The 20307-nt window shown below is 52.8% G+C and carries 15 protein-coding genes; 9 read left to right on the forward strand and 6 right to left on the reverse strand.

The annotated features are described in order from the left end of the window. Positions 1–68: 68 nt before the first annotated feature. A complete protein-coding gene (locus ACQ76X_RS08375) occupies positions 69–674 on the reverse strand; it encodes a TetR family transcriptional regulator (protein WP_438492945.1) in 606 nt (201 codons plus the stop codon). 63 nt (positions 675–737) lie between these two features. Further along, positions 738–2318, reverse strand: a complete 1581-nt coding sequence (locus tag ACQ76X_RS08380; protein WP_438492946.1) for a PLP-dependent aminotransferase family protein — start codon at positions 2316–2318, stop codon at positions 738–740. A 228-nt stretch (positions 2319–2546) separates the two neighbouring features. Here ACQ76X_RS08380 and ACQ76X_RS08385 point away from each other — a divergent pair, with 228 nt between their 5' ends. Continuing rightward, complete coding sequence (locus ACQ76X_RS08385; protein WP_438492948.1) at positions 2547–3158, forward strand: LysE/ArgO family amino acid transporter; 612 nt, start codon at positions 2547–2549, stop codon at positions 3156–3158. 92 nt (positions 3159–3250) lie between these two features. Here ACQ76X_RS08385 and moaA read toward each other — a convergent pair whose 3' ends face one another. Then, a complete protein-coding gene (gene moaA, locus ACQ76X_RS08390; RefSeq protein ID WP_076109673.1) occupies positions 3251–4252 on the reverse strand; it encodes a GTP 3',8-cyclase MoaA in 1002 nt (333 codons plus the stop codon). A 386-nt stretch (positions 4253–4638) separates the two neighbouring features. Here moaA and ACQ76X_RS08395 point away from each other — a divergent pair, with 386 nt between their 5' ends. Continuing rightward, positions 4639–5316, forward strand: a complete 678-nt coding sequence (locus ACQ76X_RS08395) for a TorD/DmsD family molecular chaperone (RefSeq protein WP_038597471.1) — start codon at positions 4639–4641, stop codon at positions 5314–5316. 132 nt (positions 5317–5448) lie between these two features. Here ACQ76X_RS08395 and ACQ76X_RS08400 read toward each other — a convergent pair whose 3' ends face one another. Both ACQ76X_RS08400 and ACQ76X_RS08405 read right to left on the reverse strand, forming a co-directional pair. Then, the gene (locus tag ACQ76X_RS08400) at positions 5449–8652 is read right to left on the reverse strand and encodes an efflux RND transporter permease subunit (protein WP_438492951.1); all 3204 of its coding nucleotides are present in this window, start codon (positions 8650–8652) and stop codon (positions 5449–5451) included. Between the two features lie 114 nt (positions 8653–8766). Next, positions 8767–9681, reverse strand: a complete 915-nt coding sequence (locus ACQ76X_RS08405; protein ID WP_438492953.1) for a TetR/AcrR family transcriptional regulator — start codon at positions 9679–9681, stop codon at positions 8767–8769. A 227-nt stretch (positions 9682–9908) separates the two neighbouring features. Between ACQ76X_RS08405 and cls the strand changes: the two genes are divergently transcribed. Continuing rightward, the gene (gene cls / locus ACQ76X_RS08410; RefSeq protein WP_438492954.1) at positions 9909–11417 is read left to right on the forward strand and encodes a cardiolipin synthase; all 1509 of its coding nucleotides are present in this window, start codon (positions 9909–9911) and stop codon (positions 11415–11417) included. A 228-nt stretch (positions 11418–11645) separates the two neighbouring features. Here cls and ACQ76X_RS08415 read toward each other — a convergent pair whose 3' ends face one another. Beyond that, positions 11646–13181 carry a phospholipase D family protein gene (locus tag ACQ76X_RS08415; RefSeq protein ID WP_438492956.1) on the reverse strand — a complete coding sequence of 512 codons (1536 nt, stop codon included), beginning with the start codon at positions 13179–13181 and terminating at the stop codon, positions 11646–11648. A 259-nt stretch (positions 13182–13440) separates the two neighbouring features. On the opposite strand from ACQ76X_RS08415, the gene fni reads away from it, so the two are divergent. The 6 genes from fni to ACQ76X_RS08445 all read left to right on the forward strand — a co-directional run bounded on the left by fni (position 13441) and on the right by ACQ76X_RS08445 (position 20284). Then, positions 13441–14571: a type 2 isopentenyl-diphosphate Delta-isomerase gene (gene fni, locus ACQ76X_RS08420; protein WP_438493160.1), complete on the forward strand. Its 1131-nt coding sequence runs from the start codon at positions 13441–13443 to the stop codon at positions 14569–14571. 40 nt (positions 14572–14611) lie between these two features. Then, complete coding sequence (locus ACQ76X_RS08425) at positions 14612–15082, forward strand: GNAT family N-acetyltransferase (RefSeq protein WP_438492958.1); 471 nt, start codon at positions 14612–14614, stop codon at positions 15080–15082. Positions 15083–15231: 149 nt separating this feature from the next. Then, positions 15232–16572 carry a S41 family peptidase gene (locus ACQ76X_RS08430; RefSeq protein ID WP_438492959.1) on the forward strand — a complete coding sequence of 447 codons (1341 nt, stop codon included), beginning with the start codon at positions 15232–15234 and terminating at the stop codon, positions 16570–16572. 145 nt (positions 16573–16717) lie between these two features. After that, positions 16718–17818: a redox-regulated ATPase YchF gene (gene ychF / locus ACQ76X_RS08435; RefSeq protein ID WP_038597457.1), complete on the forward strand. Its 1101-nt coding sequence runs from the start codon at positions 16718–16720 to the stop codon at positions 17816–17818. Positions 17819–18171: 353 nt separating this feature from the next. After that, positions 18172–19239, forward strand: coding sequence for a peptide chain release factor 1 (prfA, locus tag ACQ76X_RS08440; protein ID WP_076109669.1), 1068 nt, complete (start codon positions 18172–18174; stop codon positions 19237–19239). Positions 19240–19264: 25 nt separating this feature from the next. Beyond that, complete coding sequence (locus ACQ76X_RS08445; RefSeq protein ID WP_438493162.1) at positions 19265–20284, forward strand: N5-glutamine methyltransferase family protein; 1020 nt, start codon at positions 19265–19267, stop codon at positions 20282–20284. The last annotated feature ends 23 nt before the right edge of the window (positions 20285–20307 follow it).

A 20307-nucleotide genomic window follows, 5' to 3' on the forward strand; every position in this document is an offset into this window, starting at 1 on the left:
CATAAGAATCTGCTTCGGACAAAACTGACATCGGAAGCATTCACTTAGTTTTGTATAAGATACCGGGTTTAACTGGTGACAGCCGCGAGTCCTCTGGCAAGTATTGTCCAGAGCTGTTCGAATTCCTGTCCGATGCTCCCGCTATGCCATTCATAGGCATGGGAGGGATGATGGAACCGGGCCGTCGCGTAAAAAAGTGAACGGGCAATCGCCTCCGTACCGGCGATTGGCGTAATCGTGCCTTCCTGAATGCCTTTGTCGATTACACTGCCCATCTGGCTGATGATCCGCTGAATATGGGTGTCAATGAGCTCGGCGGCTTCTTCCGTAACGGATGCATACATCTTGAACATTTCGCTGTCCTGCTCGGCATAGTGCTGTTTAAGCTCGATTAGCTTCGCGATATATCTCCTTAGCTGCTCCAAGGCATTGCTGGCTGCTGCTCCCGCGATCTCTGTCAGAGGGGCAAGAATCAACTCGTCCAGCCATCTTTCCGTTACAGCCTCCCGCAATGCCGCTTTGCTGGGAAAGTGTCGATACAAGGTACCATGGCTGACGCCCAGCAGCTTGGCTACATCGGTCACTGAGGTTTTGTCGGGTCCGAACCTGCGCAAGGTCTGTTCAGCGGCGTCCAAAATTTCCGTCTTGCTTAAAAAAGCGCTTGGTTTGTTCACGGGTGGATTCTCCCTTCGGTAGGTACAGCTTAACATAGCGAATGACAAATGACAAATATTAAATTATGTCATTTGATTATTTATGATATTTGCCAAGGCTGCTATTCCGTGTTCCATCTCATCCTCAGAGGCATAGGCGAAGGACAGGCGGAGATGTCTGCTGTCGCTGCGGTCATACAGATCCCCTGTATTCAGGAGTACTCCGGCCTGTAGTGCAGCCTTGAAGAGCCGGCGCAGCGAAAGAGGGCCGTTCAGAGAGAGCCAGATGTAGAAACCTCCGGCCGGAATACTCCAGGAAGCCAGCCCCGCAAAATGGATATCAAGCAGCTGCAGCATGAAATCACGCCGCTGACGCAGTTTTCCGCGCAACAGGGCGAGATGCTGCTCATGATAACCGTCTTCCAGCCAGCACGCGGCGGCGAGCTGCGACAGGGAGCTTGCGCCGTAATCAGTCTGCATCTTGATATCGGCCAGCCGGCGGACTACCGGCTCAGGGCCGACAATCCAGCCGATGCGCAGGCCGGGGCTCGCCGCCTTCGACAGCGTGCCCAGATGGAGCACTCTTCCCTCGCGGTCCCGGGCTTTCAGGGGGTTGGGCGGGCGGTCATCCAGCCATAGATCCTGATAAGCCCCATCCTCGAGAATGGGCAGTCCAAGTCCGCCTGCAATGTCCATTAAGGCGTCCCGTCGTCCCGCATCCATCAGAATTCCGGTGGGATTATGGAAGCTGGGGATGGTATAGAGCATGGCCGCCTTGCTCCGGATGGCTGCGGCTGCCAGCTGATCCGGTAAGAGGCCGTCTTTGTCCATCGGCAGGCCGCTGAATTTCACCCCCGCTGACTGGAAGGCGTGGATGGAATACAGGTAGGAGGGCTTCTCCAGCAGCACCGTCGAGCCGCGCGGCAGCAGGCCCAGCGCAATGAGCTGCAGACCCTGCAGCGCGCCCGAGGTAATGAGGATGGAAGACGGATCGGCCTCTATTCCGTTCTTCGACAGCTTCTGGCTGACCGCTCTGCGAAGACTAAGGCTGCCAAGCGGCTCCACGTAGGAGAGCGGCGGAAGCGGGTTCTGTGCCAGCTCGAGCAGCACCTGGCGCATCGACTCGCCGGGCAGCAGCCCGGGCGCAGGCTCACCGGTGCCGAGACGGATCAGCCCCGCTTCATATTCAAGCCTGTTGATGGCTTGTACCGCAGGCAGGTTAGGGTAGTGGATGCCTTCCTCCACGTAGTCATTCCAGTTGCCGCCAAGCTGGCCCGCAGCTCCAGTGGAGCGGGCCGCTGCATCCGGCCCGGAGGCTCCAGCCCTGCTTGAAGCGGCAACCCGGGTTCCTCCGCCCCGACTGCCTTCGATCAGGCCGAGTGCAGCGAGCTGCCCGAGCGCGGTGACAACTGTGCTGCGGTTGACGCCAAGCTGACGGCATAGCTCGCGCTGCGGGACAAGCCGCATGCCGGGAGGCCAGGCGCCGCTGGAGATTTTGCCGATGAAATAGGCCGAGATTTGTCTGTGCAGCGGCAGCGGTGAAGAGGGGTCCGGCTTCCAATGGCCGCTTAAGCTTGCAGAATCATCAAGGGAAGCGGATTGGACAGGGGGAACTGCTGAGGGTGAGGCTGTAAGTGGATGGTCTGATTGGCGTTGGCGCGTCAAAGGACTAGCTCCTTTTTATAGGGTGTAAATGCTGTTGGAACAAGAGTTTTGTTACTTGGAGTATACCACGCTTCGTCCGGGCTTCTATATTTGGTTGGGTAGTATCCTATGGATTTGGAGGGTTACCTGAGCCGTTAGTGGGAGTAGCATCAATAGTGCAGCGAAGGACGTGTATGCTGCTGCCATACGTTGATTTGAAATAGACAGCAGGCTGGAAGGAGCCGGATGATGACGGAAGCAATAGTGCATGGAATAATATTGGCTTTTGGGCTTATTTTACCGCTGGGGGTACAGAATATATTCGTCTTTAATCAAGGAGCACTGCATCCGAAATTTCGAAGTGCCCTGCCCGTTATTCTGACGGCTGGCCTGTGCGATAGTCTGCTTATTGCCGCTGCTGTCGGCGGGTTGTCGCTGGTTCTGCTCTCACTGGATTGGCTGACGCCGGTCGTCTTGGGGGCGGGCATCCTATTTCTTTGCTTTATGGGCTGGAAAATATGGTCCGCCGCTCCGGCAAAAGGAGAAGCAAAACGGCTATCGCTGAAAGGGCAGGTGGGTTATACCTTGTCGGTGTCCCTGTTGAATCCGCATGCTCTGATGGACACGGTTGGTGTTATCGGCACCAATGCACTGCAATATGCCGGGAGTGAACGCTGGGTGTTCGCGGCAGCTGCCGCAGGGGTATCCTGGGTATGGTTCATCGGACTAGCGGCGGCAGGGAGAATGCTCGGGAAAGCCGACTCCTCCGGCAAGGCGGTCAGGCTGATGAACAAGGCTTCGGCGTTGCTGATCTGGGGAATTGCCCTCTATATGGGCTTTCAATTGTGGGAAAGCTTTTAGCTCCGATTCTGCTGTTGTGAGTTGTTTTCTCGAAAAAAAACGGATACCCTGCTGCCTGCAGGGTATCCGTTTTGACTGTGCAATCATAAAGGCTAGCCGCCGATTTGCGACATGCGGCGAACCGTCGGAGTATGGCTCTGCGCCTTTTTCTCCAGCGCCAGCGCCATCTCATGGTTATGCGGCTTGTTGCCGAGGGCCTGGCGGAACAGGGCTTGCACCGCCGCCGGATCAGCGGTCAGAGGCCGTACGTTATACTCATCCGCCCAATACAGGCAGGCTTTGATATGACCGTCCGCAGTGAGCCGTAGCCGGTTGCAGTTATCGCAGAAATGCTCGCTGACCGGGTGGATCAGCCCGAAGGTTCCCTGCGCTCCGACCACCCGCCGGTTCTGCGAAGGGCCGTTGCCCGAGGGCATCTCCGCTTCCTCGGTTGCCCAGCCTGCTTCGGTACAGGCTTCTACGACCGTCTCCAGAGGCAAATAAGTCTGGCGCCAGGAATCGCTTGCGCTGCCGATCGGCATATATTCGATGAACCGCACATTCAGCGGGCTGTGCAGGGTCAGCGAGATGAAATCCTTAATTTCATCATCATTGATGCCTTTCATCAGCACAACATTCAGCTTGATCGGGGAGAGCCCCGCCGCTTCAGCGGCTTCTATGCCTTTCAGCACCTTGGCGACATCTCCGCCGCGGGTAATCATCGCGAAGCGCTCCTGTTTGAGCGAATCGAGGCTGATATTCACCCGCGACAAGCCTGCCTGTTTTAGCAGGGCAGCTTTAGCCGGAAGCATGAGACCATTCGTGGTTAATGATATATCTTTAATACCCGGTATGGCGGAAATCATGGAGACAAGCTTCTCCAGATCCTTGCGGACCAGCGGTTCTCCCCCGGTCAGCCGGACTTTACTCAGTCCCAGGGGCGCCAGCGCCTCCACCACAGCGGTAATTTCTTCATAGCTCATAATCTCGTCCTGCGGTTGGAATTGCATTCCTTCCGCCGGCATACAATAAATGCAGCGGAGGTTGCAGCGGTCTGTAACCGAAATGCGGATATAGTCATGTAAACGTCCAAAAGGGTCCGTCAGCGGTTCCATAGCGTTGCTCCCTTCATTTGTGTATCTTATTTAAATTTTAAAGATTGCTTTCGCTGCCGTCAATGGTGCCATACGTTGTTAGCTCTCTCTCCGTACGCTCTGCGGGAGTGTATCGGTTGTACGGCAGGCAAAAAGGACAACCTAAATAATAGGGGACAAAAGAGGAACGGCAAAGTCTAAATTTGACAATAGTACGACAATTACGGGGAATGGTCATAAAATGCTCACTGAAAGCGTTTTACAATTTCGATATAATTTAGGTGTGAAAGATTCATCTCTATTCTATGTTCACTTTTGCGCAGCTCACAGCTATGATACCGGGGCATGCACGCGGCAATAACAACGGGTACGGCATCCGGTCAAACCAAGTAGGGAGGATTTGCAAAATGACGATAACAACAGTTCCATCACTTGTCGTGCCGGAGGCATTTAGCCGCTGGCTGGAGAGCCGGGGATTAATATATCAGATTTTAGTTGATTTTTACGGGAGAAAACCAACGCTTTCGCTGGTTGCCCAGTGGAGCCGCAACCGCCAGATGAGCGTAGCGGCGGAAATGACGGAGGGCGGAAGAGAGCTGAAGCGTTATCTGTGCAGCCAGGAGCCTGCCCAGCTTCCGCTGATCTGCGAGAAGGAGAACCGCGAATACAAACGGCTGATGAACGAACTGCCGCGTGAAGCTGCCCAGTTGGGCCGTGAGCAAGAATTCTGCAACGTGCTCTCCGATGTGTACGCTTCGGCGGGGATCGTGTTCAAGAAATGCGGCGGCGAAGCCGATGACCATATCGCTATTGAGCTGGAATTCATGGCCGTGCTGCATGAACGGATGTTATATAACAGCTTCTCGGTGAGAAGCGCCATGGAATTGCTGGAAATCCAGGAGAACTTCCTTGAAGAGCACTTACTGAGATGGACACCACAATTCTGCGAAAGACTGAATGCAGCTACAGACAGTCCTTTATATCTGGGGCTCAGCCATATGCTGGAGGAATTTCTGCCGCAGGATCTGCAGATGCTGCGCGCCTGGAAGTCTTCGCTGGAGAGCAGCGCGGCAGCCATGGTTTAGCCTGGACCAAGTAACGGTAACCGGCCGCTATCTATAGACTATGTTTACTTTCATATTAAGCACAAACAAAAGGCGCCTCTCCAATTGTGGAAGGCGCCTTGTTTATGAACTTTTGGTTAGTGTTCTTGAGTTCTATTCAATAACCTTTTTGCTGCGGAATTTCATCAGGAATTCATAGACTACAGGTACAACGACCAGTGTCAGCAGGGTGGAGCTGATCAGACCGCCAATAACGGTCACGCCAAGTCCTTTAGAGATAATGCCGGCGCTGTTCTCAAGTCCTGTAACCAGCGGCAGCAAAGCGCCAATCGTGGCGAGAGCCGTCATTAGAATTGGACGCAAGCGGGTGCCTCCGGCTTCAAGCAGTGCCTGACGGGTAGACATCCCTTCTTTTTCCTTGTGAATTACCCGGTCAATCAGTACGATCGCATTCGTTACGACGATACCGATCAGCATCAGTGCCCCCATCAGTGAAGAGACGTTCAGGGTCTCTCCTGCCAGCAACAGAGCGACGAGTGCTCCGATCACAGTGAATGGCAGTGAGAACAGGATCGCGAACGGTGCCAGACCGCCGCCGAAAGTAACAACAAGCACAAAATATACAATGGCAATAGCGGCCGCCATCGCAAGTCCGAGCTGGCCGAAGGTTTCATTGATTTGTTCGGTAACGCCGCCGAAGGAGATGGTAACTCCGTCAGGCAGCTCCAGGGCTTCGATCTTTTCCTTCACGTCATTTGAAGCGCTGTTTACATCGGTAGCAATGATTTCAGCGGTCACATTAACGCTCATTTTACCGTCAATGCGGGTAATCGAGTCCGGCGATGTGCCGTTCTCAATCTTCGCTACTTCGCCGATCGGCACTGTAAAGCCCAGCGGTGAGGTCAGCGTAGCCTCTTCCATTTCCTGAATACTGCTGTACGTATGAGTGTCGGCTTCAATATAGACATTATAGTTTTTGCCATCCACTTCCACCTCTGTCATTACAGGGCGGGCATTAACCGGACTCAGCTTCATGGCAATCTGTCCGGCAGTGAGGCCAAGCGAACTTAGCTTCGCTTGATCGGCAACCACGGTGTATTGTTCGTAACCTTCAGCAAGGCTGGTTTCCCCATCCTTGAAATTAGCGGTATCTGCATTCACGATGCCTGCTATCTCATCGGCTACCGGTTTCAACTGATCCAGGGTGTCGCCAAAAATATTCACGGTCAGCGTATTGCCGCCAAGGCCTCCGCCCATCATGCCGGACATATCGCCCCACGCGCCTTCCGGCACCTCTTTGGTCAGCCCTTCAATCAGATTTTCCTTAACTGTGTCGAAATCTGGAGTATCACTGTCATAGGTAATATAGAAGAGACCTGAATTGCTGGAGCCCATTCCCATAAATCCACCGCCACCGATGGAGTATTGCATGTTGTCGATATGCTCTTGGGCCAGAATGTATTTCTCAGCCTTCAGTCCTTGTTCCTGGACATCTTCAGCAGTTTGTCCGGCTTTAGGTGCATAGGTCATGATGACACTCTTATCTTCCTGTGAAGGCATGAAGCTTACCCCGATTGGTTTGATCAGGAACAAGCTGCCAACCAGCAACAGAACCGCGACCCCGAAAGTAACCAGCTTATGGGAAAGGCACCAGTTCAGAATCTTCTGATAACCCAGAGCCATTTTGCCCGGTTTCTCTTCATGGTTTTTCTTGCCTTTCTTCAGTCCGTTACGGAACAGCGTGTGCGCCAGTGCCGGCACAAGTGTAATCGCCACAACCAGAGAAGCGAGCAGGGAGAATACCATGGTCAGTGCAAACGGCAGGAACAGTTCGCCCACCATGCCGCTAACAAAAGCAAGCGGAAGGAATACGGCGATCGTTACAATTGTAGAAGACATAATCGGCACGAACATTTCGCTTGTAGCCGCGCTGATCAGCTCCCGGCCGCGCAGCTTCTCACCCGACAACGTCATACGCCGGTATATATTCTCAATGACGACAATCGAGTCATCGACAACCCGCCCGATAGCGACGGTCATCGCGCCTAGCGTCATCATATTGAGCGTGATATCCATTTGCCGCAGGCATAGAACAGCGATAAGCAGCGACAAGGGAATAGAAATGATCGAGATGATAGTTGAACGGATATTCCGCAGGAACAGCAGAATGATCAGTACGGCGAACAGGGCGCCAAAGACTGCCTTGGACAACATAGTATTTACGGAATCCTCAATCGGCTTGCCTTGGTCGAGCAGAACCGTAAGATCCATTGATTTATACTGCTGCTTCAATTCTTCCGTTGTATCCTTAACGCTGTTTACAACTTCAACGGTGTTGGCGTCATTGGACTTAACAATTTGAATCCCGATAGATTCTTTGCCGTTGGTACGGGAGATGGATTCAGACTTGCCGATAACCTCAATGGAGGCAAGCTCACCCAGCTTCACCGTCGGCAGGCCTGTTGGTACTGCAGCACCTACGCCCGCGCCTGTTCCAGCGGCACCAGTACCAGTACCGGCTGCACCGGCACCACCGGCAACAGCACCACCACCACCGGCACTAGCAGCACCACCAGCAGCACCTGAACCTGCTTGTGCGCCCGCAGCTGAAGGCACAAGCGGAATCGTCAAATTCTTAAGATCATCTACTGTGGTAATATTGCCGTCTACAACAACGGCCTTTTGTGATTTCTCCATTTCGAACAGTCCCAGCGGAACACGCAGAGAGGAGGCTTGAACGAGGCCTTTAATGGTATCCTCTGTCAGCCCGTATTGCTTCAGTTTGTCCTGGTTGAATTTCAGAGAGACTTCCTTGACGTATTGTCCGGAAATCTGCACAGAAGCAACACCTTCGATATCCTCCAGGGCAGGACGGATATCATTCTCCGCGATGCGGGTCAGCTCTTCCAGATCCCCGGATTTGTCATCGGACAGACTCAGCGAGATAACCGGCAGTGAGCTAAGGCTGAAGCGGGAAATGGTCGGCTTCTGGGCATCATCCGGCAGAGCGACATCGTTCAAGGCTTCACGAACGGCTGCTGTGGCATTATCCAGATTCGCGCCGTAATCAAACTCGATTTGGATGTTGGAAGCATTCTCGAGCGAGGTGGAAGTGATCATCTTGACGCCATCCACATTGCGGAGCTTCTGCTCCAGCGGCTTGCTGACATCATTCACAACACCCTCCGGTGCTGCACCTGGATAAATCGTTGTTACACTGAGATAAGGAATACTGATATTAGGCAGGGTTTCCTGTTTCATGGTCAGGCCGCTGTACAAACCGGCGAATACGATAATAATGGTTAGCAGCCATATCGCGAATTTGTTCTTAAGCGAGAAATTAATTAAGCTTTTCATAAGTAGCGTTTCTGCTCCTCTCGGACTTTCCTATGGAAAGCCTCTATTTATAATTTACTGGCACTGCCTATCCGGACTACCTCTCTCTGTTTCCACTTCCTTTGGTCTTAAGGGTTAATATAAACCGCATGTGTTCTGCATGTAAGGTGAAATCAGCTTATTCAAATCCTGCAGTTCCTTGTCCAGTGCAGGGTAGCTCTGCAGGTTGGCCAGCATTCCCCGGATAATTGCCTTACGTGGATGTGGCATGAGAATCTCACTTTCCAGAATCCCCAAAGATTCAAGCCCATCTTCCAGACTTTGCGTGTCTACAGCGGAAGTAGCGCTGATTAGCACCTTCATTTCTTTAATCAGCTGCAGCGGACTTTTGCGCGGGTTGTCTCCATGTTCTTCCAGCCACTGTGTGAGGAAAGCGGAGGAGATCAGGGGATCAGGCTTGCCGGCAAGCAGGCCAGAGACGACGATGTCCAGCAGATCCACAAGATGGTCGGCCATACGTGCGATAGATACAGGCGATCCTTGATTGAAAATAACCCGGATATAGGAGTGGATCATCCCGCTTCCAAGCAGGCATAGGTCTCCTGTATAAGCCAGAATATCGGGCCCGTACAGGGTTTCGAGTTTATTCTGGAACCAGGTCAGCAGGGGAGCGTTGCTTTTGCGCAGCCATTCCGGCACTTCCATTACGCCTTTTCCGGCAAATTCCTGAATTTGACGCTGCAAAAACTCGCGAAGCTCGTATACATGATTAAGCAGGATCTCGACCTGGTTGCGCAGCTTCTCCCGCGGGCTTCTCCGGCTCTCCAATTCCTCGCGCTGCAGGGGATCACGAATCATGCGGAAGCAATATATGTAAATGCTGCGTTCCAGCTCTTCCTTGGACTTGAACACCAGGTACAGGCTGCCCTTGGAGATTCCGCATAGCTCAGCAATTTCCTGCATGGAGGTGGAGGATGAGCCTTTTACAGCGAATAGCTGCATGGCTGTTTTGATAATCTGTTCTTTTTTGTTTGCGTTTTTGTCAATCACAAAGAGGTATAACTCCTTTCCTGACTATTGGGTTCTGTAAATGACTCAAAGGTCAAGCCGATTATATTATATATTTTGCGGCAATACAAATTTCTGTATGGAGAGTTTAGCTTATTATTGTAATTTTTGTTTTGCAGACGATTCCAGTAGGAAGAAAGAGATTATTCATGTAATATATAAATGTGTCATTTTAGTGATGTACGGAAGAAAGAGAAGGTAGGTTGCATATGAGAAGAGGATTGCAGGCGATAATCATTATCGGGGCTTTGCTGGCATTTTATTATTTTGGTTTTGGTTTACTTGGAAGTACCGCCGGTACGATCATCAGTATTTTCTCCACGTTGACCGTCATTTCGATCGGGCTGGGGATTTTTATGGAGAATCGCAACCCCTCCACAACGATGGCCTGGATTCTGCTGCTTGCCCTGATTCCGGTAGTGGGACTCGTCTTTTATTTCCTGTTCGGACAAAATGTGTTCAAACGGCGTAAATATGATAAGAAGGCCCAGCGGGACCTCATGGCTTATGAACGGATTGAAAATGATGCCCTGCGCATGCACCAGGACTGGTCGGTCTTTGATCCTGCCCACCAGAAGCTGCTGGGATTATCACAAAGGCTCGCGCGGACGCCGGTTTCTTTTAATTCAGAAACGCGGATTCTTACCAATGGGGAAGAAACCTTCGGCACCCTGCTGCTGGAGCTGCGGCAGGCTCAGCATCATATTCATATGGAATATTATATTTTTCGGGCCGACCATATCGGCACCCGTATTCAGCAGATTCTGATCGAGAAGGCCCGTGCGGGCGTTACGGTCAGATTTATGTACGACGCCGTAGGAAGTATTCAGCTTTCCAAAGCGTTTCTTAAGGAATTAAGCGATGCAGGAGTACAGGTTGCCTCATACGGCAATTCCACCTCTTTTTTCTCCAGCAGGGTTAATTACCGGAATCACCGCAAAATTGTTGTCATAGACGGCGATGTCGGATTTATGGGCGGGCTTAATGTTGGTGATGAATACTTAAGCCGCAGCAAGACGTACGGCTTCTGGCGCGATACCCACATGCTGCTTAGAGGTGAGGCAGTACGTACGATGCAGATTATCTTTCTGCAGGACTGGATGCATACAACGGGTGAGAAAATACTGGAGCAGGACTACCTCTCGCCACAGCTGCGGTTCACAGCCGGGGATGGAGCTGTGCAGATTATTGCCAGCGGACCGGATAACGAACGGCGTGCGCTGAAGAATATCTTCTTCTCCATGATTACTTCCGCCGAGAAATCGGTCTGGATTGCCAGCCCTTACTTTATTCCGGATGAGGATATCTTGACCGCACTGCGTGTAGCGGCAATGTCCGGGCTTGATGTGCGGTTGCTGTTCCCCGCCAAACCGGATAAATGGCTGCCGTTTCTGGCGTCGCATTCCTATTTTCCGGCCTTGCTGGAATCGGGTGTGAAGATCTACGAATACGAGAAGGGCTTCATTCACTCCAAGCTGCTGATTACCGATGGGGCGATAGCCACAATTGGTACAGCAAACATGGACATGCGCAGCTTCCACTTGAACTTCGAGGTCAATGCGCTGCTGCTGCAGACAGAGAGCGTTTCCCGGATCGTTGCTGATTTTGAACGCGATCTGCTGTCAACCCGCCAGATTGTACATGAGACCTTCATGAATAAACGTCTCCTGGAGCGGATGCTGGAATCTGCAGCCCGGCTGATGTCGCCGCTGCTCTGAGTACGGAAAGATAACGGACAAGTAAAAACCGCCGGAAGAAGCTGATTGCAGCTTTCCGGCGTTTTTTTGAAAATATAAGAATTTATATGTTTCACGCTATAAATTATCCTTCTATTTCTCGCTGAAACGGATACCGTCCTGTTGAGGACGGCAAGCCGTTTCCACTTGTATGCGGTGAACCTTGCTGCACTGCATCAGTTAACAGGAACTGCTTCATGTTTCTGTAGATCAGAATGTTGTCAGACCCAAGCGGGTCTGCATACGGTAAATAATATATTTGAGCCAGGTCACATCGCTTTGGTAATCCTCCAAGGGCAGACTGTATTCCGCCCCCTCATTGTTCCAAAGTGTGTTGAAGTAGCTCTCCATCTCCGCATAGAGCGGCTGATCCTGCGGCACGGATACCCAGAGATTATTCTCCAGATTGTAATCGTCCAGGTTGCGGGCTGTGAAGTTGGTGGAGCCGCCCAGAACGATTGAGTTGCCGGTCGCTTTGGCAATGAACATGAGTTTGGCGTGATACTGCTCCTTGCCCGTATTGTACCAGCGGATGGCAATGTTGCCATCGGAACGCCGGTTCAATTCCCAGGCCACCGGACGGTTCGGGATGCCGATTTTATCACGGCCGAAGGCGTTTTGGTTGGGGTCCAGCAGGAGGCGCACCTCTGCGCCGCGTGCGGATGCTTCCTGCAGTGCATCAATAATGGTGTCGTCGGCAAGATAGAACATGCCCATCCAAAGGATGTCGCCCTTCTGGGCCGCACGGATTCCTTCAAGGGCGTATTTGTTTACCTTGCCCTCGGTTAAATATCGTACCTCCAGCGGACCGCCTGCTGCAGTTTCACTCCCCGTGAGAACGGGTTCTTTGCCAAGCAGCGGCCCTGCTCCGGACAGGTCTGCGGCGGCCTGCTCAGTCTTCAGGATATCGGCGATAACGGGACCGCTTACCTCCAGCGCGATATTGGAATGGTAAGCACTGGCATCGTGGACATTGCCGGAGGAGATCAAAGCTGTATTCTCGCTGACTACAACTTTGCGGTGATTGGCCTTTACATTCAGCAGCTTCATATATGACCGGGCTGTGATATCAGGCCCTCCGCTGGCCATAAGATTAGGAATCCAGCCTGTACCGGTCTGTCCAAACCACTGTATAAAGGTCCGCCATGCGGCAGAGTAGGCAGGAGTGGAGTCTCGCAGCGCGTCTACATCAGTCAGAATGACTTTGATTCCCGCGGCTTTCATCTCTTCCAGCAGAGGATTGGGGGCAGAGCCGTAATTAGTGTTGACCTCATCGGTGATAAAGACAACATCCATAGCGGGGTACGCTATTTTCTGCGCGATAAGCTTATCAGAAAGCTCCCGGCTGACCGCAGGAAACTGCTGATCCTTATGGGTATACCCATTGAACAGAAATAAGTCAACGACCAGAAACTCCCGCGACTCTTCGATAATTTGCAGCATCCTTGGCAGGATCTGCTCTTCCCGGTGCTGCGACCCGTTGTCGCCCTGGTAGGTCAAATCATGCCAAAAGTGCACATTTTGAACCTTGTACACCGGGCTTTCAGAAGAAAGGCCCGGAGGCAGCGGTTTATGGGTCTGGTAAATCATTACACCGGCTAACCATAACACGAGCACAGCAGCAGCAAGCAGCCATAAGCGGCGGCGTGGGAGGCGGCGTTTTTTTGCAGCAAAGGATGAATCCAATTCCATATTATAAGTAGACTGAAGGGTTCCGGGCATAATGGGATGTTTGCGTCGATTCATGGGTTAATCCTCCTGAGTGTGCCGCAGTGTCAAGCCAGTTCTTGTAGCCTGCGTTGGCATTGTAACAACCTATTAACGCCTGTGGGGGAGAAGTGAAGCAACAACTGCAAAATCGACCAATCTATAGTTTGGCTGAACCGCTGATACCTTATGCCATTGTCCTGACGTGATACAAGGGGGGACCCCTTTCTGTAAATTGCTCTGCGGCGATGCTATAATGAAGCATGCTATGGAAATGGAGGGAGTCAGGATGAATCATATGCCGCAGGATGAAGGGCCACAGCAAGTAAAGGAACGGTTCAGCCCGGAGCCTGGCGGAGATCCGCAGACTGCAGACAGTGCAGGGCATACATCTCTGCTGCCTTCATCCACAACGGGTGAGCGCAAAATTGAGCATGTGCGCCTCTGCCTGAACGAGGAGGTTGGCGGCACCGGGATAACGAGCGGGTTCGAGCATTACCGGTTCCGGCATAATGCGCTTCCGGAGCTGAACTTTGACGATATCGCGCTGCGTACGACCTTCTTGGGGAGGGAGCTGAGCACACCGCTGCTGATCAGCTCCATGACCGGCGGGAGCAAGGCTACCGGGGCAATCAATGCCCGGCTGGCGGAAGCGGCTGAGCGCCGGGGCTGGGCGCTAGGTGTAGGTTCGGTGCGTGCGGCTGTGGAACGCTCCGAGCTGGCCGGGACCTTTTATGTACGCAGCATGGCCCCGGGGATTCCGGTCATCGCCAATATTGGCGCTGTGCAGCTAAGCTATGGCTTTGGCGTGGAAGAATGCCGCCGGGCGGTGGAGATTGCCGGCGCCGACTGGCTGGTGCTGCACCTGAACGGGCTGCAGGAGGTGTTTCAGCCGGAAGGCAACACGGGTTTTGCTTCCCTGCTTCAAGAGATCGAGAAGGTATGCCGGATGCTTGAGGTGCCGGTAGGCGTGAAAGAAGTCGGCTGGGGCATCGATGGCGAGACAGCGGTCCGGCTGTACAATGCCGGGGCGGCTTTTATCGATGTGGCCGGTGCAGGCGGCACCTCCTGGAGCCAGGTCGAGAAGTTCCGCAGCAGCGATCCGGTACGGCGCGCAGCGGCGGAGGCCTTCGCCGACTGGGGAATTCCCACCGCCGAATGCATTGCCGAGGTGCGGGCGGCTTCACCGCAGGGCGCGCTTATCGGCAGCGGCGGGCTAAGGCATGGGGTGGACGCAGCGAAGGCGCTGGCGCTTGGCGCTGATCTGGCCGGCTTCGGCCGGAATCTGCTGGGCCCGGCGGTGCAGTCCGAGGAAGCGCTGGACCATGCGCTGGCACAGGTGGAGCTGGAGCTAAGGACGGCGATGTTCGGCATTGGCGCGCCGGATCTTGCAGCTCTGCGCGGCAACCCGCGCCTGATACGCAAGTAGGGGCGAGCGAAGATTATGGAGTAAGGAAGGATTACAAATCATGATTAAATTAGTCCAAATGGACGAAATTGCTTTTCAATTTTTCTGGAGTCAATCGACCCGCGATTATGCGGAGGATAAGATCAAAGCAGGGGCATGGGATGCCGAGACTGCACTCAGGCAGTCACAGGAAGAAATGGTGCGTTTCCTGCCCCAAGGACTTCACACCGACGGGGCCTATCTGTATTCTGTTATGGAAACAGAAAGCAATACTCAGGCTGGTTATATCTGGTTTAATGTAACGGAAGCACGCACGGGACGGGAAGCTTTCATCTATGATATTTATATTTTTGAGCCGTATCAGGGCAAAGGTTATGGTAAACAGGCCCTGCTTGCGCTTGATGAGTCCGCCCGGGAGATGGGTGTTTCCAAAATCGGCCTGCATGTCTTCGGACAGAACAACCGCGCTTTCGAGTTGTACAAAAAGATGGGCTACCTCGTTACGGACATCACCATGTCCAAAACGCTTTAAGAAGCCCGGCTCATCGCAGCACACAGAGACCTCGTAAAGGGGTCTTTTTGGCGTTCTCCAGAACGCTTTGGATTAGAAAAATGTGACTTATCTGATTTAATTCGGATGAAAAGGATAATATGATTGTCTTTATTAAGGAGAGATAAATTATGCAAAAGACAATTCATTCTAACAGAGCAACGGTATGTTCAAGCCTTATTCTCTTATTGGCCTTGACCGGCTGTAATGGCGGGAATTCGGGCAATCCGGATGGTGCTGCCGCGTATCCTGATTCAGGATCCGGTTCCGGGACCGCTGCGGCAGAGGTTGCGGCTGCACCTTCTGCAGTTCCGGCAACCGCACTTTCGGCCGAATCCACCTTGACCAGGGAGCAGAAGCATGAGGATTTTGAATACATGTACAAGATTCTGCAGGAAAACTATCCGTTTTTTGAAGTGAATAAGCGGGCAAATGGTGTAGATTGGCTGGCGGACAAAGATAAGTATTTGGAGAAAGCTGAAGAAACTCCGACGGACCTTCAGTTCTATGGGGCATTAAATGAAATCCTCGCGGATTTGCACAATGGACATACCTATATGCTGGAAAGAGAAATGTACCAGTATTACCGGCAGATCTTTGATGGCAATCCTGTCTATAAACCATGGAGCGATATCTTGGAGCAGAAACAGGTAAAGGATCGTTACGGAGCTGTCGAAGCCGCGGCCATACCTGAGGAGAGCAGCCGTGGAAGTCAGGATGAATTCACAGAATCCTTAAACCTTTTCCACCGAATCCTTGAACCCGGGAAATCGGCTTATTTGCAGGTGGAAAGTTTCGGGACGGAATACACAGAACAGGATGGGCCGGCCATTGCGGACTTTTTAAGCGAGATCAAGGACTATCCAACGCTTATCCTCGACATACGGGGCAACGGTGGTGGAGATCAGTGGTACTGGATGAGCAATATTGTAGCAAAGCTTACGGATAAAAAACTCCCCTATAAAGAATATTTGCTCTTCAGAGGCGGGGATTACGAGCAGCCGTTTCTGGCAAGCAGAGGGTTTGGGGAGGTGCCCGTTAAGGGACTGGAGCAGGAAAAGCTGCCGAAGCTTCCACCTGAAGCTATGACGGATTTCAAATCTTATTTTGTGAATACCTATGATATTACTCCCGACCCTGTAGGGTTTAAAGGCGAGATCTATTTGCTCGTTGACAGGAATGTTTACTCCTCATCGGAGAGCTTTGCGACCTTTGCCAAAAGCACGGGGTTTGCTACCCTGGTGGGCGAGAAAACGGGCGGGGACGGGATCGGGGCCACACCGCTTATCGCCGCTTTGCCCATTAGCGGATTTGTGCTCAACTTTCCGGTGGTGCTCGGTCTGACTGCAGATGGATCAGCAAATGATGAATTCAAGACCTTGCCCGATGCTGCTGTGAATGCCGAAAAAAACAGAGACTGGCACAAAGACGAAGCGATCCAGAAGGCACTGGAGCTGGCTGCTTCCAAGTAAACAGCCTGCCGCCTCCGCCCTTTATCTGACACATCCCCCGGACATCCGCTGTTGCTGGAGATTTTGTTCTAATATATAATGGTTTAGATCAAGTCAGTAATTATGCGGGCGATCAATACAACCGAAAATAGGAGTTGTCATATAAATGGCTTTGAAAGCTGGAATTGTTGGACTTCCAAACGTTGGTAAATCCACTTTATTTAATGCAATTACGCAAGCGGGAGCAGAATCCGCTAACTATCCTTTCTGTACAATTGACCCTAACGTCGGTGTTGTAGAAGTGCCGGATGAACGTCTGGATAAGCTGACTGAGCTGGTGCAGCCGAACAAGACAGTTCCGACTGCTTTTGAATTTGTGGATATTGCCGGACTTGTGCGCGGTGCGAGTAAAGGCGAAGGTCTTGGCAACAAGTTTCTGGCCCACATCCGTGAAGTGGATGCCATTGTTCATGTCGTACGCTGCTTTGTGGATGAGAATGTAACGCATGTGGACGGCAAAGTGAACCCGATCAGCGATATCCAGACGATTAACCTGGAGCTGATTCTGGCAGATCTGGAAAGCCTTGAGAAACGGATTGAGCGCTCCCGCAAAAATATCAAGGGCGGCGACAAGAAGTATGCCCAGGAAGTTGAACTGCTGGAACGGATCAAGGAAGCCCTGTACGAAGATAAACCAGCACGCAGTGTAGAATTGTCCGATGATGAGCTCCTGATCGTGCGCGATCTGCATCTGTTGACCTTGAAGCCGGTGCTGTATGCGGCGAATGTGGGCGAAGATGAAGTGTCCAGTGCCGACAATAACCCGTATGTCCAACAGGTCCGTGAATTTGCCGCTGCCGAGAATGCAGAGGTTGTGCCTATCAGCGCCAAAGTGGAAGCGGAAATTGCCGAGCTGGAAGGTGAAGACAAGGCGATGTTCCTTGAAGAGCTGGGCCTGCAGGAATCCGGCCTGAACCGCCTGATCAAAGCAGCCTACAAGCTGCTGGGATTGTATACGTATTTCACAGCTGGCGTGCAAGAGGTTCGTGCCTGGACCATCCGCCGCGGAACAAAAGCGCCTGGCGCAGCCGGTGTCATTCATACCGACTTCGAGCGCGGTTTCATCCGGGCGGAAGTTGTAGCGTATGCTGATCTGGTAGCCGCAGGTTCGATGAACGGTGCCAAGGAACGCGGACAGCTGCGTCTGGAAGGTAAGGAATATCTGGTACAGGACGGCGATGTCATGCATTTCCGTTTCAACGTATAACACGTATAAACAGTTTTTGTTTTGCGTTTAAACGTCAAGAAGGGGAGCCATTTCGGGGTGAATGTTCACCTTCGGATGGCTCCTTTTTATAAAAAATAGAAGTGTTTATATGCTTCAAGCTATAAATTATCCTTCTATTTCTCGCTGGAACGGCAGAATAACCTCACCGCAGGTTCTGCATAATAAGGTGCGGAAGCTCCGTGTTAAAAAATCCCTCAAATCTATACGGGGGCAATGTAGCCAATTGGCATAATCGGTGGTATAATATAAAGTCGTATATCTATTTTTATTGTATCTAATAATGCAAACATTATTTATTGAATATGAAATTGAATCAGGAGAGGTGAATTCCCTTGTTGGACCGATTGCAATCCCTGGCGGACCGCTATGAGAAACTCAGTGAACTGCTTTGTGACCCGGATGTTGCAAACGACAGTAAGAAACTGAGGGACTATTCCAAAGAACAATCTGATTTGCAGCCTGCTTTTGAGGCTTATACCGAATATAAGAATGTAATGGAAGAGCTGGAAGCGGCAAAGATGATGCAGGCTGAGAAGCTCGATGATGAAATGAAGGAAATGGTCAAGATGGAAATCGACGACCTGTCCTCACGCCAGACCGTGCTGGAGGAGAAGATCCGCCTTCTGCTGCTACCTAAAGATCCTAATGATGAGAAGAACGTAATTGTGGAAATCCGCGGCGCTGCCGGCGGAGATGAAGCGGCTCTGTTCGCTTCCGATCTCTACCGCATGTATACCCGTTATGCAGACGCACAAGGCTGGCGCGTAGAGCTGATGGATGTGAATACAAATGACCTTGGCGGCTTCAAGGAGGTCATCTTCCTTATTAACGGCCGTGGTGCTTACAGCAAGATGAAATTCGAAAGCGGAGCACACCGTGTGCAGCGCATTCCAACGACGGAATCAGGCGGACGTATCCATACGTCTACTTCTACCGTTGCAGTTATGCCTGAAGCTGAAGAATTTGAGATCGAGATTCATGATAAAGACATCCGTGTCGACACCTTCTGCTCCAGTGGTGCGGGCGGACAGTCCGTTAATACTACCAAGTCTGCCGTACGCGTAACCCATGTGCCTACAGGCATCGTGGCTACCTGTCAGGATGGTAAATCGCAGAACTCCAATAAGGAAAAAGCGCTGCAAGTGTTGCGTGCCCGGATCTCAGACTTGAAACGCCAGGAAGAGGAAGCTAAATATTCCGGCGAGCGGAAGAGCAAGGTCGGCACAGGTGACCGCAGTGAGCGTATCCGTACGTACAACTTCCCGCAGAGCCGGGTTACCGATCACCGGATCGGACTTACGCTGCACCGTCTGGAACAAGTAATGAACGGAGATATTACCGAAATTATCTCAGCACTGTCTATTGCGGAACAAGCGGAATTGATGGAAAAAGGAGAATAATGCTTTGAAACACGACTCTTATGTCATGCCTTACGTGCAAAGCATCCGGGAAGCCTTTGCGGAGGCTTCTTCTTTTTTGGCCGGACATGGATGCGTTGAGCCGCAGCGCAGTGCGCAGCTTCTGCTGGAGCATGTGCTGGGCCTGACCGGGGCGGCGTATTATATGGCGCTGGCTGATCCTTTTCCGGCAGCGGTGAAGGATGCCTGGGAAGCCGGAGTTACCCGCCGTGCAGCTGGGGAACCGGTGCAGTATATTATTGGCGAGCAGGAATTTTACGGACGGGCCTTTGAGGTGACGCCGGATGTGCTAATCCCCCGGCCGGAGACGGAGCTGCTCGTCGAAGCCATCCTGCGCTACGCTGCGGAGCTGTGGCCGGACGGGATGGTGAATGCAGGAGCGGGAGAAGCGCAGGGAGCTGCGGACAGCTCCGTGCATACAGGCAGTGCAGCCGGAGTTGAAGCGGCTGCACCCAGCGTAGAGGCCGGCGGCAAGGAAGCCAGCCCCGGCAGCGGCGCAGGGGAAGCACGCGCCGCCCGTCCGCTGACCGCCGTCGATATCGGCGCCGGCAGCGGAGCGATCTCCGTCACGCTGGCGGCGGAAGCGCCGGCGTGGGTGGTCTGCGCCGGCGATATCTCGCCGGGCGCACTGGCGGTGGCCGCGCGCAACGCGGTGCGGCACGGCGCGGCAGTGGACCTGCGGCTCGGCGATCTGCTCGAGCCGTTTGCGGGGATGGAGACGGATATTCTCGTCTCCAACCCGCCGTATATTCCCGGCGGCGACATCGCCGGGCTGCAGCGCGAAGTGCGCGACCATGAGCCGCGCACCGCGCTGGATGGCGGCGATGACGGGCTTGACCCTTACCGCCGCATGATGGAGCAGCTGCCGCTGCTCCCGGCCCCGCCGCGGCTGGTCGGCTTTGAGCTCGGCCAAGGCCAGGCTGGGCAGGTGGCCGCGCTGCTTGCGGCGGCGGGCCACTGGAACGAGATCGTGACCGTTGACGATCTCGCCGGAATTCCGCGCCATGTGCTGGGCATCGCAAGATAGGAAGCAGGAAAGTTAAGTGTTAG

It is taken from the genome of Paenibacillus sp. IHBB 3054, assembly GCF_051594305.1.
GTDB lineage: Bacteria > Bacillota > Bacilli > Paenibacillales > Paenibacillaceae > Paenibacillus_AQ.